We start from the raw sequence: 25,569 nt of genomic DNA, 5'->3' as shown, positions 1-25,569 counted from the left end.
CCCACCTTACGGCGCGGCCCGCGAGCGGAACGTGGCCCGATCCGCTGGACAGGTGCGGCGTTTCCGCGAGATCCTGAAGTGGAAACGTTGTTTCTCCAGACGTAACAGTCTATGCGGGGCCGCGCCGGGGTTCTCCCGCTGGGAAACGCTGCCGAACAGGAGTCACGTCGTGAACGAAACGCTCCAGAACGTCGAAGAGATGGTCGGCCGGGCGCCGGTCGTCGACGTCACCGAAGCCTTCCAGCAGTGGCAGGACCTGCTCGGTGAGCTGACAGCCAAGATCGAGGCCAGGTTCGAGCTGACCCGCGACCCGTCCACCGCCTCCCTGGAGTCGTACGGCACCTACCCCGACGGCGCGGGCGGCAGGCTCGCCGGCTTCAGCGGCCCGGAGATCGACTGGATGGTCCACTCCTGGATCGGCAACCCGAAGGCGAGCTTCGTCAACCTGCACCTGACGGTCTGGCTCGGCCCGCACGTCCGGGTCCCGCACCTCGGCATCGCGCTGTTGCTCTGGCCCGAGGGCTGGTTCTACGTCGACGCCGTCCCGCGCGGCGACCTCGTCGGCGACACGGACTACTACGACCGCTACTACGCCCCCAACGAGGCGGACTGGCTGGAGCACCGGCGCGAGCACGAGGACTTCGTCTGGTTCACCAGCCCCACCGCGTTCATCCGGGCCAGCCTCTCCCCGACGGCGTACTGCTACTCCTTCCCCGCCACCCAGGCCAACATCGAGGTCGTGCGCGACGTGCTGCACCGGCGGGTCGACCAGTGGCTGAGGTGGGTGGACGAGGCCGAGCCCGTGCCGGTCGAGGAGCGGGCCGCGCTGGCCGAACGCGACCTGGCCATCCGCAGGAACATCGCCGAACGCGACCCGGCGAACGTCATGGGCGTCAAGCTGTTCGGCCAGGAGACCACCGACCTGCTCGTGCGCTCCCTGTGGGGCGGCGACCGCGAACTCCCCAGACCTCTGGGACCGGGCGCCTGACCCGAGCCGGCTCCGGGAACTCCCTGCCTCGGCCGCGTGCGCCGCGCCTGGGGCGTTCCGGGCTTCGGGGCCGGTGCCGGTACGGTGCCGGTACGGTGACGGTCATGGGATCGGGTGAGGCGGCCGCGCGGCCGCCGGACGTGAACTCGGCGCTGGAGGCGACGCTCGCCGCCCTGCGCGCCTCGGAGGCGGAGCCGGCGTACCACGCGGGCGGCACGGGGTCCGGCTTCCGGGCCTCTCCTGAAGTCCCCTCGGTCGCAGGCCGGAAGTCGTACGTGATGGACGGGAGGCCGCGGTGACCGGGACGAAGCCCTCTGAGGCGGGCCTTGAGGCGACGGTGGCCGAGGTGCTGGCCGAACTGGCCGCGCTCGACGACCCCAGGGTCCGCGAGGTGAACGAGCGACACGGCGACGATCACGGGGTGAACCTCGGCCACCTGCGCGCGCTCGCCAAACGCCTCAAGACGCGGCAGGACCTCGCCCTGCGGCTCTGGGAGACGGACGACACCGCCGCGAAGCTGCTGGCGATCCTGATCTGCCGCCCGAAGGCGTTCGAGCGTGACCGGCTGGACGCCATGCTGCGCCAGGCGGGCACCCCCAAGGTGCACGACTGGCTGGTGAACTACGTGGTGCGGAAGAGTCCGCACGCCGAGGACCTGCGCCTGGCCTGGTCCGCCGATCCGGACCCGGTCGTCGCGAGCGCCGGATGGGCGCTCACCGCCGAACGCGTGGCGAAGAAGCCCGACGGCCTCGACCTCGGAGGGCTGCTCGACGTCATCGAGACGGAGATGAAGGCCGCCCCTGAGCGCCTGCAGTGGGCGATGAACACCTGCCTGGCCAGGATCGGGATCGACCACGCCGAGCACCGCGCCCGCGCGATCGACATCGGCGAGCGCCTGGAAGTGCTCAAGGACTACCCGACCTCCCCGGGCTGCACGTCCCCGTTCGCGCCCGTCTGGATCAACGAGATGGTGCGCCGCGGCGCCTGACCATCAGTCGGGGACGCGGATGGATGACTCGGCCGCGAAGAACTCGGCGACCGTCCTGGCGAGCACCTCGGGATGGGTGAGTGCGGAGATCGCGCCGAGCACGGCCGGGTCCTCGGCGGTGGGGCCTTGGTACGCCACCACCTGCCGGAGCATGCCGAGCAGGTGCGGGACATAGCGGCTCGCGGCCTCGAAGTAGCCGGCGTCCTCGGCCACGGCCATCTCCGACGTCAACGGGGGCAACGCTAGCCGACGTCCGCCCTTTCCCCCCGGGCAGGGCTTGCGCTTACCGTACGAAACGGCTCCGCTGCCGATTCACCCGGGGAAAGGGAACCGCGCCCACGGCGTCGTCGTTGGCCGGTCAGGGGCGCTCATCCGGGATCCATTACCGACCATGGATGGCACATGAAATTCCTGAAGGACTTCCTCGTGGAATTCCGCGGATCGGAGCAGGCGCTGCCCGAATTCCTCTGGCACGTGCCCGAATTCGTTTACTGGATCGACGCCTGATCGTGCATACTTATCGCTCGTTAAGTCGAGCGTAGAGAGACGCCGTACCACCCGTCAAGACGTTGGACGATCCACTTAGCGAGCGCTCACTCTTGACCGTGTGGACCGGTCCGGATTAGCGTCGCAGCACCTCATCGCCACAGCCACGCACCGCGACCCCACCACCCCCGTACGACAGAACCACAAGGCGGTCTCTCTCCGATGATCAGCAAGTCCTTCGTCAGCAGTGAATCCCCCGGCACGCGACGGGCCGGGGCGGGCGGCAGGCCGTGCCAGGGCGTCTATTACGCGCCCGAAGGCGTACGGCCGCGCGTCGCGATGATCGCCACGCACTTCCAGATCGACTTCTCCGAGCATTACCTGGCCGAGCACATGGCCGAGCGGGGCATCGGTTTCCTGGGCTGGAACACGCGCTACCGCGGCTACGAGTCGGAGTTCGTCCTCGACCGGGCCCTGGTGGACCTGGGCGTCGGCGTGCGCTGGCTCAAGGAGGAGGCCGGGGTCGAGCACGTGGTCCTGCTCGGCAACTCCGGGGGCGGGTCGCTCATGGCGGCCTACCACGCGCAGGCGGTCGAGCCGTCCGTGCGCCCGGGGATCGGCCTGCCGCCGGCGCCCGGCGTGGACGACCTGATCCCCGGCGACGCGTACGTGTCCCTCGCCGCGCACCTCGGCCGGCCGGAGGTGATCACCGCGTGGATGGACCCGGCGGTCGTCGACGAGCACGACCCGACGCTGACCGACCCGGAGCTCGACCTGTTCAACCCGGACAACGGTCCCCCGTTCTCGGCGGAGTTCCTGGCCCGCTATCGCGCCGCGCAGGTCGCGCGCAACCACCGGATCACCGCCTGGGCCAAGGCCGAACTGGCCAGGATCCAGGCGCTGGGCTTCCATGACCGCCCGTTCAGCGTGCAGCGGGTGTGGGCCGACCCGCGCATGGTCGACTCGTCCCTGGACCCGTCCGACCGCCCGGACAACGCCTGCTACCGGGGTGATCCGGCCGTCGCGAACCGCTCGGGCCGGGGTCTGGGCCACGAGACGTCGCTGCGCAACTGGCTGGGCATGTGGAGCCTGAGCGAGTCGCAGTGCCGGGCCGAGGAGCATCTGGCCAAGGTGAAGGTGCCCGCGATCGTGATCAACCCGGACGCGGACGCGGGGGTGTACCCGAGCGACGCCGACGGCCTGTACGCCGCCATCGCGAGCGACGACAAGCAGCGGATCGACCTGCCCGGCGACCACTACTTCGAGAGCCCGCCGGGGGCCCGCGCGCGGGTCGCCGACGTCGTCACCCAGTGGATCGCCGAGCGCTTCCCCGTCTCCTGGCCGTGACCGGTCGGGCCGCCTTCCCCGTGACGGCGGCCGGGGAGCCCGTCCAGGATCGGACGGGCTCCCCGGAGCGGCCCGGTCACGGGCGCCGGACGTCCAGCTTCCCCTCCGCGTAGATCGCGCGCATGCGCTTCTTGTCGTACTTGCCGACGCTGGTCAGCGGCAGTTCGTCGAGCAGCACCCAGCGCTCCGGGACCCACCACTTGGGCACCGTGCCGAGCAGCGCGTCGCGCAGGTCCGCGAGGGTCGTCCGGGCGCCGTCCCGCATCACGACCAGGACGCAGGGGCGTTCGTCCCAGCGGTCGTCGGGCACGCCGATCACCGCCGCCTGAAGGACGTCGGGATGCCGGGCGACCGCGAGCTCCAGCTCGTTGGAGGAGATCCATTCGCCGCCGGACTTGATGACGTCCTTGGCCCGGTCGGTGAGGGTCACGTACCCGAGCGGGTCGAGCGTGCCGACGTCGCCGGTGCGCAGCCAGCCGTCGCGGAACTTGTCGCCGGCGTCGGCGCGGTGGTAGGAGCCGGCGATCCAGGGGCCGCGCAGCTCGAGCTCGCCGACGGCGCGGCCGTCGGCGGGCAGCGGTTCGCCGGTGTCGGGCTGGACGAGGCGGATCTCGACGCCGGCCAGGACCCGGCCCTGGCTGTCGGCGCGGCGATCGGGGTCGGCGTCCTCCTCGGCCCGCGGCGGGCGGTTGAGCGTGACCAGCGGCGAGGTCTCGGTCATGCCCCAGCCCTGCAGCGCCTCCACGCCGTAGCGCTCCTTGAGCCCGGTGCGCAGCGTCCTCGGGATGGGCGCGCCGCCGAGGACGACGCGGTCGAGCGTCCCCAGGTCCCGCGACGGGTCGGCGTCGAGGTAGTTGAGGATCTCGTTCCACACGGTGGGCACGCCGTTGGAGAACGTCGGCCGGTGACGCCCGATCGCCTCGACCACCGTCGCGGGGTCCACCCAGCGGTTGCACAGGAGCAGGTCGCCTCCGGCCCAGAAGGTCGCGTACGGGTAGCCCCACGCGTTGGCGTGGAACATCGGCGTGATGATGTAGCCGTGGTCCCGGGAGCTCAGCGCGACGGCGTTGGCCGTGCACAGCGACATCGCGTGGATCCAGATGGACCGGTGGCTGTAGGCGACGCCCTTGGGATCGCCGGTGGTCCCGGTCGTGAAGCACAGAGTCGCGGGGGCCTTCTCGTGGAGCTCCGGCCAGGCGTAGGCGGTGGGCTGCCCGGCGACGACCTCCTCGTAGCGCGGCGTCTCCCCCGGCCAGGCGTCCGGCGCGCCCGCCGCGCCCGCGCCGACCACGACGACCGTGCGCACCGTCGGCAGGCGGTCGGCGATCTCGACCAGCAGGCCCAGGAACGACGCGTCGGCGACGATCACCTCGTCGGCGGCGTGGTTGATGGTGAACACCAGTTGTTCCGCCGACAGCCGCGGGTTGATCGTGTGCAGCAGCGCGCCCATGGCCGGGACCGCGAAGTACGCCTCCAGGTGCTCGCGGGTGTTCCACATCAGCGAGCCGACGACGGAACCGGCCCGGACGCCGAGCGCGTGCAGGCCGTGCGCGAGCGCCGCGACGCGCCCGGCGAGGTCGCCGTAGCACAGTTCGGACGCGTCGTCGCCGACCGTCCGGACCGACCGCCCGGAGTGCCAGGTCGAGCCGTGGCGCAGGATGTGGGTGACGGTCAGGTCGCCGTCGCCGATGTCGCTCAGCGGGCTGATCGGTGGGCGGTTCACGGCAGTTCTCCCTCGTTCAGTCGGGCGAGTTCGTGGCGCCAGGCCGCCCCCAGGTTGAGGCCGGAGCCGAGGTTCGGCAGCTCGGCCCGGTCCTCCTCGGGGATGGGCCGCGGGGTGCCGCCCGCGGCGGCGATGGAGAGCGAGATCGACGCGATGGCCTGGACCGACGCGGCCCGCAGCACGGCCTCGGCCACGGAGGCGCCGGCGGTGGTCAGGCCGTGGCCGCGCATGACGACCGCGTGGCGGGGGCCGAGCGCGTCGGCTGCCTCGTCGGCGAGTCCGGGCGTGTGGACCAGCACGGCACGCGGATACACCGGGACCCCGTCGGCCGCCAGGGCGGCGCCGGGGATGTCGTAGGCGCCGACGACGGGCAGGATCGGCAGTCCCGCGAGGTCGGCGACGACGACGTCGCGCGGGTGCGCGTGCACGACGCACGCGACGTCCGGCCGGCGTTCCAGGATCCGGGTGTGCAGGGGCAGTTCGAACGGCGGCGTGTAGCCGCCGTCCAGCTCGCCGTCGGCGCCGGGACGGCCGGCCAGGTCGAGGAGCCTGACGTCCTCGGCGGTCGTGTACGCCAGGCCGCGCTCGTGCGGGCCGCGGCACCGGATCAGCAGGCGTGACGCGTCGACGCGCACGCTGATGTGGCCGAGGATGCCGGGGGCCAGCCGCCGTGCGGCGAGGACCCGGCAGCCTTCGGCGATCTCCCGGCGCAGCGGGCCGAGTCCGGCGGGGTCCGGTTCGGGGGCCGGTTCGAACACCTCGGGTTCTCCTTGGGATCGCGGGGTGCCCCGCAGCCGGACCTTCCCGTCGCGACGGTTGACGAGGAAGGCCCGCCGCCGGACAAACTTCTGTTCAGCAGAAAACGATTCTGCCCTGCTGAGGTCGCCCGGTCAATGCGCCTCCGCACCGCCGTTTCCCCGGAGGGGATTGACCCGCCGATCGACTCCCCCTACCTTCTGAGCGAGCGATAAGTAAGCATTCTCCGGCCCGCCGGAGCGGCGGACTTCGACGTCACCGAGCCGCCCGGACACCCCGGGGAGTCCCGGCCCGCACCCATGCGATGCACTGTGCGGTGACCCCGGACGCCCGCCCCCTTCACGACCACACCGACGCCCCGCCCGAGCCCGCGACGCAAGAAAACTACTCTGGACAGCAGAACTGTATTCTGTTAGCCTCCCGCAACCGAAACAATCAGGCATCCGAGCACCTTCGGCTTTCCTGAGACAGGAGAAGGACTCACATGGCGAATCCTCGAGGCGACGCTCTGCGCATTTCCCGCCTGAGCAGGCGCGAAGTCCTCCGCGTCGGAGCAGCGATCGGCGGTGTCGCCCTGCTGTCCGCCTGCGCCTCATCGAACGAGGCGTCGACCAAGAGCGCCGAGAGCGGGAACCTCGGCGGCCAGGCCGCGATCTCCGGACTGGACACGATCGTCTCCGCGGCCCCTTACGTGATCGCCGCCCAGGAGTTCTACACCCAGCACCAGTTGTCCATCTCCAACGTCCACCTCTCCGGCGGCACGGAGACGATCCGGGCGATCCGCGGAGGGTCGGGTTTCGGGTCTGCCGCGACGATCTCCACCGTTCTCGCCTACCAGGGCGGCGCCAAGGACCTGCGCATCATCGGCGGCGGGTTCAACGCCGCCTCCGTCGTCTTCGTCGGACTCCCCGACACCACGATCGCCTCCCCGGAGGACCTCAAGGGCAAGAAGATCGGGATCGCCGGGACCGGCAGCCCGGTGGAGTTCTTCGCCAACCTCGCCATCACGAAGGGCGGGCTCAAGCCCGGCACCGACGCCGAGGTCGTGAGCGTGGGCGACTACGCCTCGGTCTGGCCGTCCGTCGAGAAGGGCATCGTCGACCTGGGCGCGCTCGTCCCCCCGACGTCCAGCAAGCTCATCACGACCGGCGCCGGCAAGGTCGCGATCACCGCGGCCGACCTCCACCCGGGATGGGCCGACGTCTGCGTCTGCGTGACCGAGAAGGCGCTCAACGCCAACCGCGACGGCCTGCGCCGCTGGATGGAGGCCGTACGCGCGGCCCTCACGCTGATCACCGACGACGTCCAGCGCGCCGCCTCGATCTGGGGACCCGCGCTGAAGCTCGACGCGGCCGTCGCGCAGGAGGCCCTCGGCTCGGTTCCCAAGGAGGCCTGGAAGGTCGACATCGACGAGGAGGGCGTCCGCACGGCGGCCGAGGCGGCGGTGAGCCTCGGCCTGACGAAGCAGGCGGACGTGTCCGGGCTGCTCGACACGAGCCTCCTGGAGAGCCTGTGACCACCTCGACCGAGGCGGTGCTCGAGTTCGAGGACACGGCTCTCACGTACCGGACCGCCAGCGGGACCATCGAGGCGCTCGTCGGCGTCACCGCCGCCGTGCCGAAAGGCCGCTTCGTCTCGGTGATCGGGCCGAGCGGGTGCGGGAAGAGCACGCTGCTCGACATCGCCGGCGGGTTGCTGGCCCCCACGTCGGGCTCGGCCCGGCTGAACGGGGAGGAGATCCGCGGACCGCGCCGGACGACGGCCATGGTCTTCCAGGAAGCCGCCCTGCTGCCCTGGCGCACGGTGCGGGACAACATCGCCTTCGGGCTGGAGGCCGCGGGCGTGCCGAAGAAACGGCGACGCGACCGCGCGGACTCGCTGATCAACCTGGTCGGGCTCGACGGGTTCGGGGACAAGCACCCGGGAGATCTGTCCGGCGGGATGCGGCAACGGGTCGCGATCGCCCGCGCCCTGGCGGTGGACCCGGAGATCCTGCTCATGGATGAACCGTTCGGCGCCCTCGACCAGCAGACGCGCATGATGATGGGCACCGAGCTCACCAAGATCTGGGAACGGATCCGCTGCAGCGTCCTGTTCGTGACGCACGACATCCCCGAGGCGATCGCCCTGTCCGACGAGGTCTGGGTGATGTCGCAGCGCCCGGCGCGCATCAAGGAGCGCGTGGTGATCGACATTCCGCGCCCGCGGGGCGCCGACCTTCCGCTCGACCCGCGGTTCCAGGAGCTCAACGGCGTCATCTGGAAACTGCTGCGGGACGAGGCCAACCGGCAACTCGTGGGGAGCGCGGATTGAGCGCCACGCTCAGGGCGCGGCGAAGCCGACTCCCGCGCGCCGACTGGCAGGTGCCGGCCACGCAGGCCGCGCTCGTCGTCGGGTTCTTCGCGCTCTGGGAGGCAGGGGCCGCGTCGGGCCTGCTCGACCCGCTGACGTGGTCGCGCCCCTCCGTCATCGCGACGGAGCTCGCCGACCTCGTCGGCACTCCTGAGACGGTCAACGACCTCGCGGCCACGCTGACGACGCTCGCCGCGGGCTTCCTGATCGGGGCGACCGCCGGCGTCGGCATCGGCATCGCGGTCGCCCGGCTCCGGCGCGTCCAGGCGGTCGTCAGCACCTATCTCGTCGCGCTCCAGTCGGTCCCGCTGCTCGTCTTCTATCCCGTACTGCTGACGATCTTCGGGCTCAACCGAGGCCCGACGGTCATCGTCGTGGCGGCCGTGACCATGGTTCCCGTCGCGCTCAACACCACGGCCGGCCTGGGCGCCATCCCGCGCGGGCTGCAGCGCCTGGCCACGTCCCTGATGCTCAGCCGGTCCGCCGCGTACCGGAAGGTGTTCCTGCCCGCGGCGATCCCCCTGATCTTCCCCGGGCTGCGGGTGGGGTTCCTCGCGGCCCTGGTCACCACGATCGGCATGGAGTTCATCGTGGCGAGCGCCGGGCTCGGATACCGGGTGGGGCAGAGCTACCACACCTTCGCGGTGGACCGCATGTACGCCAACATCGTCGTGGTGTGCGTCCTGGCGATCCTGGTCAACCTGGTTCTCACGCGCATCGAACGATCTCTCCGCCGGGACGTGACGACATGACCGTGGCATCGAAGCAGGAAACACGGGCCCGCGGCGGGCAGGCGGACGCTCCCGGCCGGAGCCGGCCTCCCGCCCTCCTCCACCTCGCCGGGCTGGCGCTGATCGTCCTGATCTGGCAGCTCATGTCGCTCATGTCGAGCCATCTCGGCGCGCCCCTGGCCACGGTCGAGGCGCTGGGGCGGGGGTTCGCGGACGGCTGGCTCGCCGAGGCCACCGCCGACACCCTGCTGCACGTCGCCGGCGGGTTCGGGCTGGCCCTCGCGGTGGGGGTGCCGGTCGGTTACGCCATCGCGGTCAACGACTTCGCCTACCGCGTGTTCGACCCGCTCGTGCAGGCGTACGGGAGCATCCCCCGGATCGTCTTCCTGCCGATCCTGCTGACCCTGTTCGGCGCGGGCGGAGCGGCCAAGATGTCCATGGGCTTCCTGGCCGCGGTCTTCCCGATTCTCGTCAACGTGATCGCGGGCGTGCGGACGACGCCGCAGGCACTCGTCCGGCTCGGGCGCAGCGTGGAGCTGGCGTCCTGGGCGATGGCCGTGAAGATCAGAATGCGCTGGGCGTTGCCGCTTCTCCTCGTCGGCATGCGCCTGGGCTTCGGCATCGCGTTCGTCTCGGTCGTCATCTCCGAGTACTTCGGTTCGACCGGCGGCCTCGGCGTGGAGCTCAGCGGGGCGTACGCGGCGCTGGAACCGGCGCGGCTGTTCGCGATCGTCCTGGTGACGGTCATCGTCGCGGCCGTGGTGAACACGGTTCTGCTGCGGGTCGACCGGCGCCTGGCCGGCTAGCCGGCCGAAGAGGCTCCGCCAGGGTGTTCGAGGCCGGTACGCGACGCCAGGCCCCGGACACCCACGGTCGTCAGCGCGATGTCCACGTAGCGCTCGGCGATCTCCTCCGGTCGCAGCGGACCGCCGTCGTGGTACCACTTGGCGATCGCCTGGCACATGCCCAGCAACGCCCTGGCCGTCTCGGCGGGCAGGGTCACGGCGAACACCCCGCGGTCCACCCCGTCCTCGATGACCTCGGTGAGCAGCGTCTCCAGCTTCTTGCGCGTCGCCGCGTAGTGCCTGCGGTTGTCCGGCTGGAGATAGCGCAGCTCGGAGTCCAGCGCGGCCAGCCGGACGCGATGGGTCATGTGCAGCACGACCGCCTCGACGACGTTGGCCAGCCGCGCCTCGGGGTCGTCGCCGCTCTCCTCGGCCGCCGCGTTCGCCCGCCAGATCACGTCGTTGGTCGCGGTCTCCAGCAGCGCCACGAGGACGGCTTCCTTGTTCTCATGGTGGTAGTAGAGCGCCGGCACGGTCACCCCGACCCGTCGCGCGATGTCGCGGACGGTGGTGCCGTGGAAGCCGTGCTCGTAGAACGCCTCCAGCGCGTGCGTCAGGATGGGCGACAGCTCGACCGGCTCGTAGCGCCGCCAGTCCCCGCGCGCCGGCACGTCCGGCGTCGCCTCGTTGCTCTTCTTCACCATCACAGCCTGCCGAGGGAACTGTCGCCTTCAGACGACGGGAGTGTCGGGAGCGGTAGGCCGTCAAGGCCGGGAGACAGACTTTCTCATCGACCGTCACGGCTGGCAAACCGCGGCCCGCCGCCGTCACACGCGCCGTCACGCTCGATGCAGTTGCCCGCCCGGCCTGGTGACGACCAGCTCCGGGACGACCGCGTTGACCGACAGCCGGGTGACGCTCATCGCGAGCTCGGCGATGTCCGACGTGCTGATCATCGCGGCCGGGTCGACCTCGTCGCGGACCCCCTCGGTCATGTCGGTGTCGACGTAGCCGGGACTGATGACCGTGGCGGACACCCCCGACGCCGAGGTCTCCGCGTTGACCGATCGGCACAGCGCCCCCAGCGCGGCCTTGCTGGCGCCGTACACGGCCAGGCCGGGACTGGGGTAGACGCCGGTGATCGAGGCCAGCGCGACGATCTTCGCGCCGCGCCGCGGATTCGCCGCGGCGCCCTTGCGCAACAGGGGCAGCAGGCCCTGTACGAGCGCGTACGGGGCGCGGACGTTGACCGCGAACACCTTGTCGAAGCGGCGCAGCGGCACCTCCTCGATCGGCCCCGCCGTCCCGATCCCGGCTCCGAGCACGAGCACGTCGAGCCGGTCGCACCTCTCCTGGCACACCTCGACCAGCCGCCGCACGTCCTCCTCCACGGCCAGGTCGACCTGCTCGGCGTGCACCCGTGCCCCGGTCGCGGCCAGTCTCCGCGCGGCGTCGGCGACCGTCCCGGCCCGGCGGGCGCACACGATCAGGTCGTGGCCCGCTTCCGCGAGGCGGTGGGCGATGGCGAAGCCGATGCCCCGTGAGGCGCCGGTCACCAGGGCGGTCGGGCGACCGGTCACGGGACGTTCCTTCCTGAAAGGGCGCGAAGCAATCGGCACCTCCGGCCGGGCGGGGGCCGCGGCAGCCCTCCAGCACTTAGCGATCGCTAGCTTATGCCCTGAGGGAACACCCGTTCAAGGAGCCGGCGAGCACGGACGGGCGCGGCTCCCCGACGCGGTCAGACGAGCTCGGCGCTCAGTTCGTCGGCGGCGTTCTTCAGCGACTGCGCGATCTCCTTCTTCAGCGACGCGGTCATCCGGTAGGTCGGCACCGACACGTTGAGACAGAAGAGGGTGCCGCTCGGGCTCTCGATCGCGACCGCGACGGAGGCGACGCCCTCCTCGCTCTCCTCCTGGCTCGTCGCGTAGCCCCGCCGCCTGGCCTGCTCGACCGCGGCCTCCAGCTCGTCCCTCGTCACGAGGGTGTTCCTGGTGACCGGCTCCAGGGCCTCGTCCGGGTAGAGCTCGCGCAGATCCTCCATCGGCAGGCGGCTCAGCATGGCCTTCCCGCTGGAGGTCGCGTGGGCCGGGACCACCATGCCCGCCCGCGAGCTGACGCGCACCGCGCGCGTGCTCTCCACGGCGTCGAGGAAGTTGACGCTGTGCCCTTCGAGCCGGGCGAGGTGCACCGTCTCACCGAACTCCTTGTTCAGCCGTTCCAGCACCGGGCGCACGCGTGTGCGCACGTCGACGTGGCGCACGATCGCCGAGGCCACCGAGCTCAGCGCGGGACCGGGCTCGTAGGCGCGGGTCGCGGGGTTCTGCCGCACGAACCCGCGGTACTGCAGCATCGCGAGCAGCCGGTGCGCGGTCGACGACGCCACCCCGAGATGCGTGCTCGCGTCGGTCAGCCGGATCTGGCGGTGGTCGCGGAACCACAGGAGGAGCCGCAGCGCGTTGTCCACGGACTCGATGGGATATTGCGGGGTCCCCTTGGGCCGCCCCGGCTGCTGCTTGTCCGCCATCCGTCGTCGGGGGGCGCGGTGCTCTGACGAGCCGTTTCCCCCGCCCTCCTCTCACGTGTATGCGGTTCTCCCACACACGGCTTGTCCATGAACGTGTCGTGCGGCATCCCGATACGAAAGGCGGCCGCTCCCCGCCACGGCGTCAGGCTGAGAACCTCGTCACCTCAAGGCCGCCGGGCTCGGCCCGGAGCCCGCCGGCCCGCCCTGCGCCGACAGATTCTCATGTGCAGAGGATATCTCTGAAACCTGAGCCGGCGCCGGGCTTCCCGGCGATCACACCTGATCGCGGTCCGCCCGCGCAGGGTCGCGCCGCGGCCGGTCCAGCCCGGCCGCGGGCTCGAAGTTCGCGCCATCGCTTGCCGTTCTACTCTTACCTGTAGAGAATGCCTCTGATAGACAGAACTAGGAAGCTGAGGCTCATGCGGCATGCTTGATCATGGAACCGTCCTCGACGACGTCAGACGCGGGATGACCCCCGCCCACATCTACAACGACCGCGAGATCTTCGACCTGGAGAGGGAGCGGCTGTTCAGCAGGGCGTGGATGTTCGTGGGACACGAGTCGGAGGTGCCCGAGCCCGGCGACTACGTCGTACGCCGAGTGCTGGAGGACTCCTTCATCGTCGCCCGGGGGAACGACGGCGACGTCAGGGTCATGTTCAACATGTGCCTGCACCGGGGCATGCAGGTGTGCCGCGCGGAGATGGGCAACGCCACGCACTTCCGATGCCCGTACCACGGCTGGTCCTACCGCAACGACGGCCGGATCGTCGGCCTGCCCTTCCACCAGGAGGCGTACGGCGGGGAGGCGGGCTTCCGCCGCAAGGGACAGACCCTGCTGCCCGCGCCCGCGCTCGACACGTACAACGGGCTGATCTTCATCAGCCTGGACCCCGACGCGCCGCCGCTCAGGGACTACCTCGGGGACTTCACGTTCTACCTGGACTACTACACCAAACAGTCGGCCAGCGGCATCGAGCTCAGAGGCCCGCAGCGCTGGCGGGTCAAGGCCAACTGGAAGATCGGCGCCGAGAACTTCGCCGGGGACATGTACCACACGCCGCAGACCCACGCCAGCGTGGTGGAGATCGGCCTCTTCCGCGAACCCAAGGCGGAGAAGCGCAAAGACGGCTGCACCTACTGGGCCGGACGCGGCGGCGGCACCACCTACAAGCTGCCCCCCGGAACCCTCGACGAGCGACTCCGGTACGTCGGCTACCCGGACGCCATGATCGAGCGGATGAAGGCGAACTGGTCGGCCGAGCAGCTGGCCGTGATCGGCGACAACGGCTTCATGATCTCCGCGGCGTCGGTGTTCCCCAACCTCAGCTTCGTGCACAACTGGCCGAAGATCGAAGACTCCGACGACGTGCTCCCGTTCATCTCGATCCGCCAATGGCAGCCGATCAGTGAGGACGAGACCGAGGTGCTGTCGTGGTTCGCCGTCGACAAGGAGGCGCCGGAGGAGTTCAAGGCTTTGTCCTACAAGGCCTACCTCATGTGCTTCGGGAGCACCGGGATGTTCGAGCAGGACGACGTGGAGAACTGGGTGTCGCTCACCACCACGGCGGCCGGGTCGATGGCGCGCCGGCTGCTGCTCAACAACAGGATGGGGCTGCGCTCCGACGACAGCCCCGTGGTCCCCGCCCTGACCCCCGACGAGTTCGCCGGACCCGGGGTGGCCAGGGTCGGCTACGGCGAGTACAACCAGCGGTTCCTGCTCAAGGACTGGGCCGACCACCTGGAACGACCCGCCGTCCGCCACGCCCCCGTCGAGGTCGGGACGCCCGCCTCACCACGCCTCGGCGACGACCTCACGGAGGCGGGCCGATGAACCCCCATCACCTCCGGGTCGACTCCCGCCGGTCGCCCCTCGGCGGGCACGCCTCGACCACGAGCCGCGTGGGCGCCACGCTCGCCTTCGACGACACCCGGCACCTCACCGCCCACCGATGGCTCGTCGACGAGGCCTACCTCCTCGACGAGCAGGACTACCCGGCCTGGCTGGACCTGCTGACCGAGGACATCCACTACTACATGCCGGTGAAGGTGACCACGGCGCTGGGCGCCGGGTACGACACCGCCCCCGGCATGGCCCACTTCGACGAGAACAGATACTCCCTGCGCCAGCGAGTGGCCCGGTTCGCGACCGAGCACGCCTGGACCGAGGACCCGCCGTCCCGGCTCCGTCACTTCGTCACCAACGTACGGACCTTCGCCACCGACCGGGACGACGAACTCGTCGTCGAGTCCGCCGTGCTCCTGTTCCGCAGCCGCGGCGACGTCGGGGAGTCCGCGCTCGTCTCGGCGGGCCGCGAAGACCTCCTGCGGCAGTGCGACGGCGAGTGGAAGCTGGCCCGCAGGCTGATCTCCGCCGACGAGTCGGTGATCCGCATGCAGAACCTGGCGATCTTCCTATGAGCCTGACCTGGGAAGGAGAGGAAGAGGACCGTCGCGCCGCCGAGCAGGCCGCCGAGCGACGCCGGCGCCTCCTCGACCACGCGGTCGGCGACCCCATCGTGATCGCCAACGAGTTCGCCGAGATCCGCGTCGTGTGCGTACAGACCAGGAACGGGACCCGGCTGCTGATCGACTCCCCGAAGACCGGCCAGTGGATCACCGTCGACCCGCTCGAACTCGAAGCCCTGACCTGGCAGAACACGGCGACGTTGTCGGCCATGGTCGGGCATCCGTTCAGGCCGTTGCTGGCGGACACCCCGTGAGCCCGCCTGCCCGGCGCGGCCGGTGCGGCCGCCCGCGCGGACGACTCACCGCCGCCGGCCCTCTTCGCCACGGAACCCCCCAAGCAGTCAGGAGTGTCGCCCGATGACCGGTTGGCTGGACGGCCAGCGCGCGCTCGTCGTCGGCGGAGGGTCCGGGATCGGACGCGCCGTCGTCGACGCCTTCCTGTCGGAGGGCGCCCGGGTCGCCGTTCTCGAACGCGACCCGGACAAAGCCGGCCTTCTCACCGCGGAACTGCCCGGCGTGCCCGTCGTCGTCGGGGACGCGACCACCCCTGCCGACAACCGCGCCGCGGTCCGCCGGACGGCGGACGAGTTCGGCGGCCTCGACGTCCTGGTCCACTGCGTCGGCATCTTCGACTTCTACCGAGGGCTGGCCGACCTCGACGACGACGAGATCGACGACGCCTTCGACGAGATCTTCGCCGTCAACGTCAAGAGCAACCTGCACGCGGTGAAGGCCGCGCTGCCGGAGCTCCGCAGGTCGCGCGGCTCGGTGATCCTGACCGAGTCGACCTCCGCCTACTACCCGGGACGCGGCGGCGTGCTCTACGTCAGCTCGAAACACGCCGTGCGCGGCCTCGTCACCGCGCTGGCGCACGAGCTCGCACCCGACATCCGGGTCAACGCGGTGGCGCCCGGCGGAACCATGAACACCGACCTGCGCGGCCCCACCACGCTCGGCCTGCGTGACAAGCGGCTGAACGACACCCCGGGACGCGCGGCCGAACTCGCCGGAAGAGTCCCCCTGGCGATCGCCATGTCGGGAACGGACCACGCCTGGAGCTACGTCTACCTGGCCTCCCGGCGCGCCCGGGGCGTCACCGGGGACGTCGCCCACTCCGACGGCGGCATCCGCGTCAGGTGAACCCTCGACCTCTCACAGGAGTGATACACGTGGCAGCCGTAGAAGCCGATCCGGAAGCGTGCCAGGGCTACGCCAACTGCGTCGTCGGCGCCGACCGCTACTTCGACATCGACGACGACGGAGTCGTGGTGGTCCTCAGGACCGAGGTGGCCGACGAGGACCGCCGGCGCGTCGAGGAGGCGGTGCGCAGTTGCCCCGTCTCCGCGCTCAGGGTGACCGGCGCATGACGCGCACCCTGATCGTCGGAGCCTCCGTCGGCGGCGTCCGCACCGCGCAGGCCCTCCGCGGCGGCGGGTACGACGGCGAGATCGTCCTGGTCGACCTGGAGACGGAGGCGCCCTACGACAAGCCACCGCTCAGCAAGGCGCTGCTCACCGGATCGGCCGTCCCGGACGGCATCCGCCTGCTGACGCCGGAACAGGCCCGCGCGGCCCGGATCGACCTGCGTCTCGGCCTGCGCGCCGTCGGACTCGACCCCCGGGCCCGCGTGGTCGCGTTCCAGGACGGGAGTACCGCCCGCTACGACCGGCTCGTGGTCGCCACCGGCGGTTCTGCCCGCCGCCCGCCCTGGGCGACGACGGACGGGGTGCACGTCGTACGCACGCTCGCCGACGCGGCCGGGCTGCGCCGCGACCTCATGGCCGGCGGCCCTCTCGTGGTGATCGGCGCCGGGTTCGTCGGGGCCGAGGTCGCCTCCACAGGACGCCGGCTCGGCCTGGACGTGACGATGGTCGACGTCCAGCCGTTCCCGCTGAGCAGATCGCTGAGCCCGGACATCGCGCGAGCGGTCCTGGCCCTGCACGAGAACGCGGGCGTCCGGTGCCTGATGGGCGTGGGCGTGTCCGGCGTCTCCGGCCGCGGGCGGCACCTGGCGGTGACCCTGGACGACGGCACCGAGCTCCAGGCCGCGACCGTGGTCGCCGGGATCGGCGCCGCCACCGGCGACGGCTGGCTCGCCGCGTCCGGCCTCAAGCTGGACGACGGCCTCGTCTGCGACGAGTACTGCCGGGCCGTGGGCACGACCGACGTCTACGCGGTCGGCGACGTCGCGCGCTGGTTCGACCTCACCCGGGGACGTCACGTGCGCGCCGAGCACTGGACCAACGCGGTCGACCAGGCCGCCTGCGTGGCGCACAACATCATCGAACCGCGCTCACCCCGCCCGTACCGGCCCGTCGACTTCGTCTGGAGCGACCAGCACGACTGGAAGATCCACGTGATAGGCGACGCGACCGGACCGGCGGCCACGGCCGTGCTGGGCGATCCGATGGCCGATCAGCGGTTCGCGGCGCTGTACGCGGACGAGCACGACCGGCTCCGCGGCGCCGTGGTCGTCAACTGGCCCCGAGCCCTGGTGCGGTGCCGCAAGGCGATGCGGGAGGCCGCCGCCTGGCGCGACCTCGCGTCCGACCTGCACACCGCCGGCGGACGGGTCGGGGCATAGCGGTGCGGTTTCCGATAGGCTGGCGCCAGCGTCGCGTGCCGGTGACAGGCCGTGTCAGGCATGGAGGCGCCGGATCGAAGGAGCCTGACGATGTTCTCGTCGCATCCTTCAGTCTTCCGTGACTGACCGCGAGACCACCAGGCTCGTCGCCTGGAGCCACGAACTGCGCCGCGTGCACACCCGCCTGCGCGAGGCCCTCCTCGTCACCCGCACCGCGCTCGACGACGGGGCACCGGGCGAGAGCGCCACCCGTGACCTGCTGCTCTACTGCCACGGGTTCTGCACCGCGCTCGACGGGCACCACCGGGGCGAGGACCGGAAGCTGTTCCCCGCGATCGAGGCCGCGCACCCGCACCTCGCACCCGTGCTGCGCTCCCTCCAACAGGACCACTCGATGATCGCCCACCTGGTCGCCGGCCTCCGCGCCGCGGTCGAACGCGCGGCCACCCCCGCCGAACTCGACCGCCACCTGGAAGGGATCGAAGCGATCATGGAAAGCCACTTCCGCTACGAGGAACGACAACTCCTCGCGGTCCTGGAAAGCCTGGACCTGGACACCACCCCGGAGGAGACACTGGGCCCGCTATGACGGGTGACTCCAGGAGAAGTCGCGCAAATCGCACCTACTTGGTGGGTGGCGAACCGACGGAGCTCACTTCGGCTGCCGACATGGCCGTAGCGGCCGATGCCGGCGGCGTACCTGAGCTCAGAGTCTGGCTGGCCCCCGACATGCTGATCATCTTCCGCATGTATCAAACCGAGTCGATCGACTTCGACGTCGATCTCAGAGAGTTGCAGGGGCAGGAACGGCTGGACGTCCTCGTGGAACTCTTCTACCTGCTCGGACGACGTCTCGGGAAGTCTGTGTTGCTGAGCGCGGAAGGATCTCCCGACCATCCAGATCTCGGGTTCGATGTCGACGCCGACCGAGTCCTGCTGATGTAGATCCGATCGATCCGGGCAGGCGGCCGGGCGCAGACACCCGCTGCCCATCGAAGCCCCGGACCTGGTCACCGCGCGGATCCTCACTCTTTCCCAGCCAGGCCGCGGCCTTCACTGACCCGCCGCTCGCCGCAGTCGAGCTCACCCTGCCCAACGCGCTGGAGAACTTCCTCACCGTACGGTTGACCGCCGCGCAACAGGCTGGAGACATCGCCCCCGATCGTGGCCCGCGCCCGGTCCACGCGATTCGGCCTGACCGTGGGGATTCTGTCGCCCGTCTCGTATACCGTCCCTGGCCAGGCTGAGGAAAAAGGGAGCGCCCATGAACGAGATCGCCGCCCGCTACGGGGTTCGTGCCGACAACTTCGCGGCCAAGGTCGCCGCCGTCAGGCCCGATCAGTGGTCCAACCCGTCGCCTTGCGATGAGTGGAACGCCAGAGACGTCGTCGGCCACATCGTCGACATGCACGGCGCGATGCTCAGCCCACTCGGCAAGTCGCTCAGCGCCGCGCCCACCGTAGAGGAGGACCCGCTTGCCGCCTTCGTCTCGGCACGTGCCGACGTGGAAGCCTTGCTCGCTGACCGGGCCATCGCCGCGAGCGAGGTGGGCACTCCGGCAGGGCGGCTCACCGTCGAGCAGCATGTCGACCAGGTGGTCAGTGCCGACATGGTCCTGCACGGCTGGGACCTCGCCCGCGCCACCGGACAGGACGACACGATCGACCCGTCTGAGATCGAGGCGATGTGGCCCGGTCTCCAGCAGATCCCTGAGAAAATGCGCATCCCTGGCGCCCTCGGTCCCGGCATCGTCGTCTTCGGCCCAGAGGTCAAAGTTCCCGACGACGCCCCACTCCAGCACCGCGTCCTTGGTCTCCTCGGCCGCGACCCCCAGTGGCGTCCGAGTGACGTGGATACATCGAGAAGGCATTAGAAATGATCAAGGTCCAGGTCAGGAAGCATCGATCTCTGACCTGGGCCTTCACAGGTGGAGCGGGTGACGGAAACCGAATCCGCTGTCAGCTTGGGACCTGCATCGATCGCTGCCGAGTGGCCGCCTATCGTGAAAGGGCTCTGGCGGGCTTCATCGACGGACATGGTGTCAGATGGTGGTACGTCGACTATCAGGCACACCTCGAAGAGCTCTTCACGCGTTCGACCAGCTGCTGCCGGTCTCATGCGACTTTGATCGTGAGCGTCGTGGGCAGCGGCGCGCCGTGAGGTCGCGGGTTCATTGCCGCCGACGGCACTATCTGCGGCGGGACAGCATGACCCTGGCAAGCCAGACGACAGTGGGCAGGAGGATCAACAGAACGGCCAAGCCGGCCCCGACAGCAAGCTCGGCATCACTCCACAACTCGATCACAGGCTCATCGTGATCCACCCTGAAAGATTAGCCCGCGAAAGAGCACGCGGAATCCTGCGGAGGCGCCGACGTACGCGAGACCGATCTGCAAGGCGACAGCAACCGCGCCCTGAGACGACAAGCCTCACGATGAGGATGGCACGCGGAGGCCTCAGGGGCCGTCCCTCCGATCAGGACGAAAGCCCGGCGAAGCCGACCCACAGGGAGCGGCGAGCATGGCTCTCCAAGAGAGCGAGTGACGGGAATCGAGCCCGCGCTGTCAGCTCGGGAAGTGCAGCGATCACCTCATGTAGGGCGGCTGACCTGGGGGTTGGACTGGTCGTGAGTGACCGTGGTTGACCCCTCGTTACCGGGGGCTGATGGCACGCGAATGGCACGGGGATCACCGGCCGGTGAGGGGTGTCGGCCAGGACTCTGTCACTGCGGGCCGTACTTGCGTCGGTCAGGAGAAGTGGACTTCAGGGGCCGGCCAGGTCCCGTCCTCGGTGAACTGCGATCCCCAGTAGAACGGGTTCACGTCGCGAAGAGTGCGAGCCCTCCATCCCGTCGCGCTGGAGTCGTCGGGTACACCGACCTGGACGTCAGGTCCCCACAGGGCCAGACGCTCCTGGCAGATGCCACACGGAGGAAGGACGAGGACGCGCTCACGTTCGGGGTCCCGATATACGCATACGGAGGCGGTGATCTTCTTATCGAGTGTGTAAGCCTGGCAGATGGCGCCGGTCTCGTGGCATAGGGATACTCCGCCGTTGAGGTTGTCCAGGCCGACGCTGGTCAGGATTTGCCCATCGTTCAAGTAGACGGCCGCGGCACCGCCCTGCTCGCCAGGGGGCCATCGCCGATCCATCTGTGCAATGGCCGCGTCGACGAGGTTTTGATCAAGCTGCATGTCGGCATCGTGACACATCAAGACGTGGCAGAGCCTCGCCGGCCACCTGATAGATCTCCCGGGCTCGTATCGCGATCAACGACATGCGCTGGTGAGCATGGGGAGGGCCACCCCGATCTTTGGTCGCCCTTGGCTCGGCTTTCTGCCGTGTTGCCAGTGGTGATCGTGCTAATGGCCCGAGAACTCGAACAGCCCTGAAAACGATCAAGGATCGGGCCTGGAAACCTTCCGCGACCTGGGCCTTCAGTCTTGGAGCGGGTGACGGGAATCGAACCCGCGCTGTCAGCTTGGGAACCATCTACTGATCTTGCTGCGCTGAGCTGGGAAGCGACGGTGCAGGCCAGAGGGTATCTGCTGCTCGTGAGTAGCCGTGAGTGACCGCAGCGCCCCGTCCGTTCTGGCACGCATCTGGCACAAAACCTACGTGTCGAGAGACTCGTGCGGGCCTGAAGGCGATGATTACGGTCGTACGACAGCCCTTGGGTGTGGTGCTGCTGCCGCTAGCGGAACTGCTTGCGTAGACTCGTGGGCATGAGCGCTGAGCATGCGCATGATGAGCTTCACCATCTGGTGGACCGGCTGTCTCCGGAGCAGGCACGTCGGCTGCTGCGTTTGGTCAAGACAGATCCGGAATTGGCCGAGGCGGCCGACGAGGAGTCATCTGAGCCGGTTCGGCGTCGTCGGCTGTCGATCGCCGGAATCGGCGCATCTGGCGAGGGAGATCTGTCAGAACGGGTCGAAGATCTGCTGGCGGAGCGGTTCAATCGGTCGGTGTGATCGCCACACTTCTGGACACCGGCCCATTGATCGCTGTCGTCGATCGAGACGACATGCACCATGTCTCATGTGTACGGCTTCTTGAGTGTCTGGAGGGGCCGTTGCTCCTTCCGTCGACAATCTTGATTGAAGCCGGCTGGACGATCAACAGGCACATGGGACCTGCTGTACACGCCCAGTTTCTTGATCTCGTAATCGAGGAGTTCGAGCTGGTTGAGCTACTTCCTGTGGATGTGAGGCGGATGGCCGAACTCGTCCGACTCTACAAGGATGCTCGCCTCGACCCGGCTGACGTGTCCGTAGTCGCTATTGCCGAACGTCTGGGCGTCACGCAGATCGCGACGATCGACCGGCGGGATTTCACGCTCATCCGCCCCAGGCACGTACCAGCGTTCAGGCTGCTGCCTGAGCTACTTGCCTGAGAGTTGGTGGAGCGGGTGACGGGAATCGAACCCGCGCTGTCAGCTTGGGAAGCTGATGTTCTGCCATTGAACTACACCCGCCTGCGACCCGAGGCCGCGACCAACACTCTAGCGGAAACCGTGACCACTTCACCAAGCCATAGCCGCATCCCGGTAGGTTGCTCCTCGTGCTGCTATCTGACCGCGACATCCTCGCCGAGCTCGACGCCGGCCGGTTGGCGCTGGATCCGTTCGATCGTGACATGGTCCAGCCGTCCAGCATCGACGTGCGGCTCGACCGCTTCTTCCGGGTGTTCGAGAACCACAGGTATCCGCACATCGATCCGTCCAGTGAGCAGCCGGATCTGACGCGGCTGGTCGAACCGGATGGGGATGACCCGTTCATCCTGCATCCTGGGGAGTTCGTGCTCGCCTCCACCTATGAGGTGATCACGCTGCCCGACGATCTGGCGTCGAGGTTGGAGGGCAAGAGTTCACTGGGGCGGCTGGGGCTGCTGACGCATTCGACGGCCGGGTTCATCGATCCGGGGTTCAGCGGTCATGTGACGCTGGAGTTGTCGAATGTGGCCACGTTGCCGATCAAGTTGTGGCCGGGGATGAAGATCGGGCAGCTGTGCGTGTTCAGGCTGAGTTCGCCGGCCGAGTTCCCGTACGGGTCGGAGAAGTACGGGTCGCGTTACCAGGGGCAGCGCGGGCCGACGCCGTCGCGGTCGTTCCAGAAGTTCCATCGGACGAAGGTGTAGTACCCGCCTGCGCGGCGACATGTCGGTGGAAGTACTCTGGCCCCGGTGTCGTACAGCATACGGAGGGTAGCGACTAGGAGAAGGGGACATGAAGTTCGCATTTCACCTGGTAAGCCTTACCCTTTCCACGGACCATCCCCGCACATCTGGAGAACGACGTGCGCCTGCGGCTCACGCCACGTGAGGACAGCTACTATGACCTGTTCGCCGACTCGGCGAACAATCTGGTCACCGCATCACGCCTGCTCGTAGAGATCATCAGCGACGGATCGGACCGGGAGTCCCTGGCCGAGAAGATGCGGGCCTGCGAGCACGCCGGGGACGAACGCACTCATGCGATCATGAACCGGCTCAACGAGAGTTTCATCACTCCGTTCGACCGCGAGGACATCTACCGTCTCGCCTCCAACCTCGACGATGTGATGGACGCCATGGAAGCGGCGTCCGACCTCATCGTGCTCTACCAGATCGACCACCTCCCCAAGGACGTGGTGCGGCAGGTGGAGGTTCTGGAGCGGGCGGCGGAGCTGACGGCCGAGGCGATGCCCCGGCTGCGGTCGATGAAGAACCTCAACGAGTACTGGATCGAGGTCAACCGCCTGGAGAACCAGGGTGACCAGGTCTACCGCCGGCTGCTGGCCAAGCTCTTCAGCGGCGAGTACGACGCGCTCACCGTCATGAAGATGAAGGAGGTCATCGACGCGCTGGAGGAGGCGGCCGACGCCTTCGAGCACGTCGCCAACACCGTCGAGTCCATCGCGGTCAAGGAAAGCTAGGCCCGGTGGACCTCACGCTCGCCCTCATCATCGGCGTGGTCGTGGTGGCGTTGATCTTCGACTACACCAACGGCTTCCACGACGCGGCGAACGCCATCGCGACCTCCGTCTCCACCCGGGCCCTGACCCCCAGGGCCGCGCTGTTCATGGCGGCGGCGATGAACTTCATCGGCGCCCACCTGGGCACCCAGGTCGCGCAGACGGTCGGCAAGGGCATCATCGACGCGCCTCAGGGCTCGCACGGCCTGGTGATCGTGGCGTCGGGACTGATCGGCGCGATCACGTGGAACATGGTCACGTGGTACTTCGGGCTGCCTTCCTCCTCCAGTCACGCGCTCATCGGCGGCCTGATCGGCTCGGCGCTCGCGTCGGCCAGCGTCGTCCACTGGGACGGCGTGGTGGACAAGGTGGTCATCCCGATGATCCTGTCGCCGCTGGTGGGGTTCAGCCTCGCCGCGGCGATCATGATCGCGATCTACTGGATCTTCCGGCACGCGCAGCCCGGCAAGACCAACCGGGGGTTCCGCTACGCGCAGACGGTCTCGGCCGCGGCGATGGCGCTCGGCCACGGGTTGCAGGACGCGCAGAAGACCATGGGCGTGATCTTCCTGTCGCTCGCGGTCGGGGGCTACGTGGCGCCGTCGGACCCGATCCCGCAGTGGGTGATCCTGGCCGCGGCGGCCGCGATCTCCCTGGGCACGTACGCGGGCGGCTGGCGCATCATGCGTACGCTCGGCCGCCGCATCATCGCGCTCGACCCGCCGCAGGGCTTCGCCGCCGAGAGCGCGGCGGCGACGGTCCTGTACGGGGCCGCGATCGGGTTCGGCGCGCCGATCTCGACCACGCACACGATCACCTCGGCGATCATGGGTGTGGGCTCGACCAAGCGGCTGTCGGCCGTGCGGTGGGGGGTCGCGGGCAACATCGTGACCGCCTGGATCCTCACGATCCCGGCTGCGGCCCTGGTGGCGGCTCTGTCGTACTACGCCCTGCACTGGGCGGTGGAGTAGCCGCGTACATCACGTCGACGTCCCAGCGGGCGAACCCGAGCGACTCGTACAGGCGGATGGCCGCCGTGTTGGTCTCGTCCACGTAGAGCATGGCCTGGGCGAGGCCACGCGAGCGCAGGTGCTCAAGGCCGGTCAGGGTGAGCGCCTTGCCGAGGCCGGTGCCCTGCTGGGACGGGTCGACGCCGACGACGTAGACCTCGCCGAGCGGCTCGTGGCCGTGCTCGTCGGATCCGTGGATCTTGGTCCAGTGGAAGCCGACGAGCCGGTCGCCGCGGAAGGCCAGGAAGAACCCGGCGGGGTCGAACCACGGCTCGCGCTCGCGCCGCGACACGTCCTCCACGGTCCAGGACCCCTGCTCGGGGTGGTGGGCGAAGGCGGCGGCGTTCACCTTGAGCCACGCCTCCTCGTCCTGGCCGGGCACGAACGTGCGGAGCGTGACGCCGTCCGGCAGGGTGGCCTCGGGGATCGGGGCGTAGAGGGAGCGCCGCATCTGCCACAGCGAGCGGGCGCGCACGAGCCCCAGCGACGCGGCCAGCGCCTCGGCGCCGGCGTGGCCGCCGTGCGCCCAGAGCCGCAGCCTGCCGCCCGCCAGGTCCAGCACCGCGCGCAGCAGCTCCCCGCCGTGACCGCGGCCCCGGTGGGCCGGGTGGATCACCAGCTCGCCGCTGGGACCCTCAACCTCGTCCGTGGGGTCCACGTGCGCGTATCCGACGAGCCCGTCCGCGTACAGCAGCACCGAGCGGGCGCGCGGGTCGCCGCCGTAGCGCAGGTGCAGCATCACGTGCTCGTTGAGGGGACGGACGCGGTCGGTCTCCGTCGCCGCTTCGACGACACTCAGGACATCGGCGATTTCCTGGTCGTCCAGCCGTTCTCTGATCTTCACGTGCGTACTCACAGCTCGAACTCTAGGCGTAC

Annotated in this window: 30 protein-coding genes and 1 tRNA gene; 22 read left to right on the top strand and 9 right to left on the bottom strand. The window is 69.5% G+C overall.

All coding sequences use genetic code 11. From position 1 onward, the window contains the following. Positions 1–169: 169 nt before the first annotated feature. From ACQEUU_RS06505 to ACQEUU_RS06495, 3 genes are all read left to right on the top strand, one after another. On the top strand, positions 170–988 hold the full coding sequence (locus ACQEUU_RS06505; RefSeq protein ID WP_433061639.1) for an oxidoreductase: 819 nt from the start codon (positions 170–172) through the stop codon (positions 986–988). A 104-nt stretch (positions 989–1,092) separates the two neighbouring features. Then, complete coding sequence (locus tag ACQEUU_RS06500; protein ID WP_433061637.1) at positions 1,093–1,287, top strand: hypothetical protein; 195 nt, start codon at positions 1,093–1,095, stop codon at positions 1,285–1,287. Then, positions 1,284–1,976, top strand: coding sequence for a DNA alkylation repair protein (locus ACQEUU_RS06495; RefSeq protein WP_433061635.1), 693 nt, complete (start codon positions 1,284–1,286; stop codon positions 1,974–1,976). Before ACQEUU_RS06500 ends, ACQEUU_RS06495 begins: the two co-directional genes overlap by 4 nt. A 3-nt stretch (positions 1,977–1,979) precedes the next feature. Here ACQEUU_RS06495 and ACQEUU_RS06490 read toward each other — a convergent pair whose 3' ends face one another. Continuing rightward, entirely contained in the window at positions 1,980–2,207 is a 228-nt protein-coding gene (locus ACQEUU_RS06490) for a hypothetical protein (RefSeq protein WP_433061633.1), read from the bottom strand. Between the two features lie 477 nt (positions 2,208–2,684). Here ACQEUU_RS06490 and ACQEUU_RS06485 point away from each other — a divergent pair, with 477 nt between their 5' ends. Next, positions 2,685–3,809, top strand: a complete 1,125-nt coding sequence (locus tag ACQEUU_RS06485; protein ID WP_433061630.1) for an alpha/beta hydrolase family protein — start codon at positions 2,685–2,687, stop codon at positions 3,807–3,809. Positions 3,810–3,885: 76 nt separating this feature from the next. Here ACQEUU_RS06485 and ACQEUU_RS06480 read toward each other — a convergent pair whose 3' ends face one another. Next, on the bottom strand, positions 3,886–5,532 hold the full coding sequence (locus tag ACQEUU_RS06480; RefSeq protein ID WP_433061627.1) for a long-chain fatty acid--CoA ligase: 1,647 nt from the start codon (positions 5,530–5,532) through the stop codon (positions 3,886–3,888). After that, positions 5,529–6,290, bottom strand: a complete 762-nt coding sequence (locus ACQEUU_RS06475; RefSeq protein ID WP_433061624.1) for a class II aldolase/adducin family protein — start codon at positions 6,288–6,290, stop codon at positions 5,529–5,531. Before ACQEUU_RS06475 ends, ACQEUU_RS06480 begins: the two co-directional genes overlap by 4 nt. Positions 6,291–6,772: 482 nt before the next feature. Here ACQEUU_RS06475 and ACQEUU_RS06470 point away from each other — a divergent pair, with 482 nt between their 5' ends. From ACQEUU_RS06470 to ACQEUU_RS06455, 4 genes are read left to right on the top strand one after another with little or no spacing between them, the layout of a single operon-like run. Further along, positions 6,773–7,804 (top strand): ABC transporter substrate-binding protein, encoded by a 1,032-nt coding sequence (locus tag ACQEUU_RS06470; RefSeq protein WP_433061622.1) that lies wholly within the window; start codon positions 6,773–6,775, stop codon positions 7,802–7,804. Further along, complete coding sequence (locus ACQEUU_RS06465) at positions 7,801–8,601, top strand: ABC transporter ATP-binding protein (RefSeq protein ID WP_270153447.1); 801 nt, start codon at positions 7,801–7,803, stop codon at positions 8,599–8,601. The genes ACQEUU_RS06470 and ACQEUU_RS06465 overlap by 4 nt, the downstream gene beginning before the upstream one ends. Beyond that, positions 8,598–9,392 carry an ABC transporter permease gene (locus ACQEUU_RS06460; protein WP_433061618.1) on the top strand — a complete coding sequence of 265 codons (795 nt, stop codon included), beginning with the start codon at positions 8,598–8,600 and terminating at the stop codon, positions 9,390–9,392. Before ACQEUU_RS06465 ends, ACQEUU_RS06460 begins: the two co-directional genes overlap by 4 nt. Continuing rightward, the gene (locus tag ACQEUU_RS06455; protein ID WP_433061615.1) at positions 9,389–10,177 is read left to right on the top strand and encodes an ABC transporter permease; all 789 of its coding nucleotides are present in this window, start codon (positions 9,389–9,391) and stop codon (positions 10,175–10,177) included. Before ACQEUU_RS06460 ends, ACQEUU_RS06455 begins: the two co-directional genes overlap by 4 nt. Here ACQEUU_RS06455 and ACQEUU_RS06450 read toward each other — a convergent pair. From ACQEUU_RS06450 to ACQEUU_RS06440, 3 genes are all read right to left on the bottom strand, one after another. Next, a complete protein-coding gene (locus tag ACQEUU_RS06450) occupies positions 10,174–10,860 on the bottom strand; it encodes a TetR/AcrR family transcriptional regulator (protein ID WP_433061613.1) in 687 nt (228 codons plus the stop codon). The genes ACQEUU_RS06455 and ACQEUU_RS06450 overlap by 4 nt on opposite strands. Before the next feature lie 135 nt (positions 10,861–10,995). Continuing rightward, a complete protein-coding gene (locus ACQEUU_RS06445; RefSeq protein WP_433061611.1) occupies positions 10,996–11,736 on the bottom strand; it encodes an SDR family NAD(P)-dependent oxidoreductase in 741 nt (246 codons plus the stop codon). Between the two features lie 158 nt (positions 11,737–11,894). Continuing rightward, positions 11,895–12,680 (bottom strand): IclR family transcriptional regulator, encoded by a 786-nt coding sequence (locus ACQEUU_RS06440; protein WP_433061608.1) that lies wholly within the window; start codon positions 12,678–12,680, stop codon positions 11,895–11,897. Positions 12,681–13,106: 426 nt separating this feature from the next. On the opposite strand from ACQEUU_RS06440, the gene ACQEUU_RS06435 reads away from it, so the two are divergent. The 9 genes from ACQEUU_RS06435 to ACQEUU_RS06395 all read left to right on the top strand — a co-directional run bounded on the left by ACQEUU_RS06435 (position 13,107) and on the right by ACQEUU_RS06395 (position 19,605). Further along, positions 13,107–14,513, top strand: coding sequence for a Rieske 2Fe-2S domain-containing protein (locus ACQEUU_RS06435; RefSeq protein WP_433061605.1), 1,407 nt, complete (start codon positions 13,107–13,109; stop codon positions 14,511–14,513). Further along, the gene (locus tag ACQEUU_RS06430; protein ID WP_433061602.1) at positions 14,510–15,100 is read left to right on the top strand and encodes a 3-phenylpropionate/cinnamic acid dioxygenase subunit beta; all 591 of its coding nucleotides are present in this window, start codon (positions 14,510–14,512) and stop codon (positions 15,098–15,100) included. Before ACQEUU_RS06435 ends, ACQEUU_RS06430 begins: the two co-directional genes overlap by 4 nt. Further along, positions 15,097–15,402: a hypothetical protein gene (locus tag ACQEUU_RS06425; RefSeq protein ID WP_433061599.1), complete on the top strand. Its 306-nt coding sequence runs from the start codon at positions 15,097–15,099 to the stop codon at positions 15,400–15,402. The genes ACQEUU_RS06430 and ACQEUU_RS06425 overlap by 4 nt, the downstream gene beginning before the upstream one ends. Before the next feature lie 103 nt (positions 15,403–15,505). Further along, on the top strand, positions 15,506–16,288 hold the full coding sequence (gene hcaB, locus ACQEUU_RS06420; RefSeq protein WP_433061596.1) for a 3-(cis-5,6-dihydroxycyclohexa-1,3-dien-1-yl)propanoate dehydrogenase: 783 nt from the start codon (positions 15,506–15,508) through the stop codon (positions 16,286–16,288). Between the two features lie 29 nt (positions 16,289–16,317). After that, the gene (locus ACQEUU_RS06415) at positions 16,318–16,515 is read left to right on the top strand and encodes a ferredoxin (RefSeq protein WP_433061593.1); all 198 of its coding nucleotides are present in this window, start codon (positions 16,318–16,320) and stop codon (positions 16,513–16,515) included. Continuing rightward, complete coding sequence (locus ACQEUU_RS06410) at positions 16,512–17,732, top strand: NAD(P)/FAD-dependent oxidoreductase (RefSeq protein ID WP_433061591.1); 1,221 nt, start codon at positions 16,512–16,514, stop codon at positions 17,730–17,732. The genes ACQEUU_RS06415 and ACQEUU_RS06410 overlap by 4 nt, the downstream gene beginning before the upstream one ends. A 118-nt stretch (positions 17,733–17,850) precedes the next feature. Further along, the gene (locus ACQEUU_RS06405) at positions 17,851–18,321 is read left to right on the top strand and encodes a hemerythrin domain-containing protein (RefSeq protein WP_433061589.1); all 471 of its coding nucleotides are present in this window, start codon (positions 17,851–17,853) and stop codon (positions 18,319–18,321) included. Positions 18,322–18,401: 80 nt separating this feature from the next. Next, positions 18,402–18,677 carry a hypothetical protein gene (locus ACQEUU_RS06400; RefSeq protein ID WP_433061586.1) on the top strand — a complete coding sequence of 92 codons (276 nt, stop codon included), beginning with the start codon at positions 18,402–18,404 and terminating at the stop codon, positions 18,675–18,677. 319 nt (positions 18,678–18,996) lie between these two features. Then, on the top strand, positions 18,997–19,605 hold the full coding sequence (locus ACQEUU_RS06395) for a TIGR03086 family metal-binding protein (protein WP_433061583.1): 609 nt from the start codon (positions 18,997–18,999) through the stop codon (positions 19,603–19,605). A gap of 874 nt (positions 19,606–20,479) precedes the next feature. On the opposite strand, the gene ACQEUU_RS06390 is transcribed toward ACQEUU_RS06395, so the two are convergent. Then, the gene (locus ACQEUU_RS06390; RefSeq protein WP_433061580.1) at positions 20,480–20,926 is read right to left on the bottom strand and encodes a cytidine deaminase; all 447 of its coding nucleotides are present in this window, start codon (positions 20,924–20,926) and stop codon (positions 20,480–20,482) included. Between the two features lie 531 nt (positions 20,927–21,457). On the opposite strand from ACQEUU_RS06390, the gene ACQEUU_RS06385 reads away from it, so the two are divergent. Together ACQEUU_RS06385 and ACQEUU_RS06380 are read left to right on the top strand one after the other, a co-directional pair. Continuing rightward, a complete protein-coding gene (locus ACQEUU_RS06385) occupies positions 21,458–21,703 on the top strand; it encodes a hypothetical protein (RefSeq protein ID WP_433061578.1) in 246 nt (81 codons plus the stop codon). Beyond that, positions 21,700–22,125 (top strand): type II toxin-antitoxin system VapC family toxin, encoded by a 426-nt coding sequence (locus ACQEUU_RS06380; RefSeq protein ID WP_433061575.1) that lies wholly within the window; start codon positions 21,700–21,702, stop codon positions 22,123–22,125. Before ACQEUU_RS06385 ends, ACQEUU_RS06380 begins: the two co-directional genes overlap by 4 nt. 7 nt (positions 22,126–22,132) lie before the next feature. Here ACQEUU_RS06380 and ACQEUU_RS06375 read toward each other — a convergent pair. Beyond that, positions 22,133–22,206: transfer RNA gene (locus tag ACQEUU_RS06375), tRNA-Gly, on the bottom strand. A gap of 86 nt (positions 22,207–22,292) precedes the next feature. On the opposite strand from ACQEUU_RS06375, the gene dcd reads away from it, so the two are divergent. From dcd to ACQEUU_RS06360, 3 genes are all read left to right on the top strand, one after another. Continuing rightward, entirely contained in the window at positions 22,293–22,868 is a 576-nt protein-coding gene (dcd, locus tag ACQEUU_RS06370; RefSeq protein WP_433061572.1) for a dCTP deaminase, read from the top strand. A gap of 158 nt (positions 22,869–23,026) precedes the next feature. Next, the gene (locus ACQEUU_RS06365; RefSeq protein WP_270153475.1) at positions 23,027–23,644 is read left to right on the top strand and encodes a DUF47 domain-containing protein; all 618 of its coding nucleotides are present in this window, start codon (positions 23,027–23,029) and stop codon (positions 23,642–23,644) included. Between the two features lie 5 nt (positions 23,645–23,649). Then, complete coding sequence (locus ACQEUU_RS06360) at positions 23,650–24,654, top strand: anion permease (RefSeq protein ID WP_433061568.1); 1,005 nt, start codon at positions 23,650–23,652, stop codon at positions 24,652–24,654. Here ACQEUU_RS06360 and mshD read toward each other — a convergent pair. After that, complete coding sequence (mshD, locus tag ACQEUU_RS06355) at positions 24,587–25,549, bottom strand: mycothiol synthase (protein WP_433061565.1); 963 nt, start codon at positions 25,547–25,549, stop codon at positions 24,587–24,589. The genes ACQEUU_RS06360 and mshD overlap by 68 nt on opposite strands. Positions 25,550–25,569: the final 20 nt, after the last annotated feature.

The organism is Nonomuraea sp. CA-218870 (assembly GCF_050936535.1).
Classification (GTDB): domain Bacteria; phylum Actinomycetota; class Actinomycetes; order Streptosporangiales; family Streptosporangiaceae; genus Nonomuraea; species Nonomuraea corallina.
The sequence above is the reverse complement of the archived record's forward strand: the minus strand, read 5'-3'. Positions and strand labels throughout refer to the sequence as shown.

Bases quoted from the DNA above. Each gene is read 5' to 3' on its own strand.
- ACQEUU_RS06470 (WP_433061622.1), top strand. From the start codon at position 6,773: ATGGCGAATCCTCGAGGCGACGCTCTGCGCATTTCCCGCCTGAGCAGG.
- ACQEUU_RS06485 (WP_433061630.1), top strand. From the start codon at position 2,685: ATGATCAGCAAGTCCTTCGTCAGCAGTGAATCCCCCGGCACGCGACGG.
- ACQEUU_RS06395 (WP_433061583.1), top strand. From the start codon at position 18,997: ATGAACGAGATCGCCGCCCGCTACGGGGTTCGTGCCGACAACTTCGCG.
- ACQEUU_RS06430 (WP_433061602.1), top strand. From the start codon at position 14,510: ATGAACCCCCATCACCTCCGGGTCGACTCCCGCCGGTCGCCCCTCGGC.
- ACQEUU_RS06425 (WP_433061599.1), top strand. From the start codon at position 15,097: ATGAGCCTGACCTGGGAAGGAGAGGAAGAGGACCGTCGCGCCGCCGAG.
- ACQEUU_RS06385 (WP_433061578.1), top strand. From the start codon at position 21,458: ATGAGCGCTGAGCATGCGCATGATGAGCTTCACCATCTGGTGGACCGG.
- ACQEUU_RS06390 (WP_433061580.1), bottom strand. From the start codon at position 20,926: ATGCAGCTTGATCAAAACCTCGTCGACGCGGCCATTGCACAGATGGAT.
- ACQEUU_RS06455 (WP_433061615.1), top strand. From the start codon at position 9,389: ATGACCGTGGCATCGAAGCAGGAAACACGGGCCCGCGGCGGGCAGGCG.
- ACQEUU_RS06440 (WP_433061608.1), bottom strand. From the start codon at position 12,680: ATGGCGGACAAGCAGCAGCCGGGGCGGCCCAAGGGGACCCCGCAATAT.
- hcaB (WP_433061596.1), top strand. From the start codon at position 15,506: ATGACCGGTTGGCTGGACGGCCAGCGCGCGCTCGTCGTCGGCGGAGGG.
- ACQEUU_RS06410 (WP_433061591.1), top strand. From the start codon at position 16,512: ATGACGCGCACCCTGATCGTCGGAGCCTCCGTCGGCGGCGTCCGCACC.
- ACQEUU_RS06450 (WP_433061613.1), bottom strand. From the start codon at position 10,860: ATGGTGAAGAAGAGCAACGAGGCGACGCCGGACGTGCCGGCGCGCGGG.
- ACQEUU_RS06400 (WP_433061586.1), top strand. From the start codon at position 18,402: ATGGCCGTAGCGGCCGATGCCGGCGGCGTACCTGAGCTCAGAGTCTGG.
- ACQEUU_RS06435 (WP_433061605.1), top strand. From the start codon at position 13,107: ATGCTTGATCATGGAACCGTCCTCGACGACGTCAGACGCGGGATGACC.
- ACQEUU_RS06500 (WP_433061637.1), top strand. From the start codon at position 1,093: ATGGGATCGGGTGAGGCGGCCGCGCGGCCGCCGGACGTGAACTCGGCG.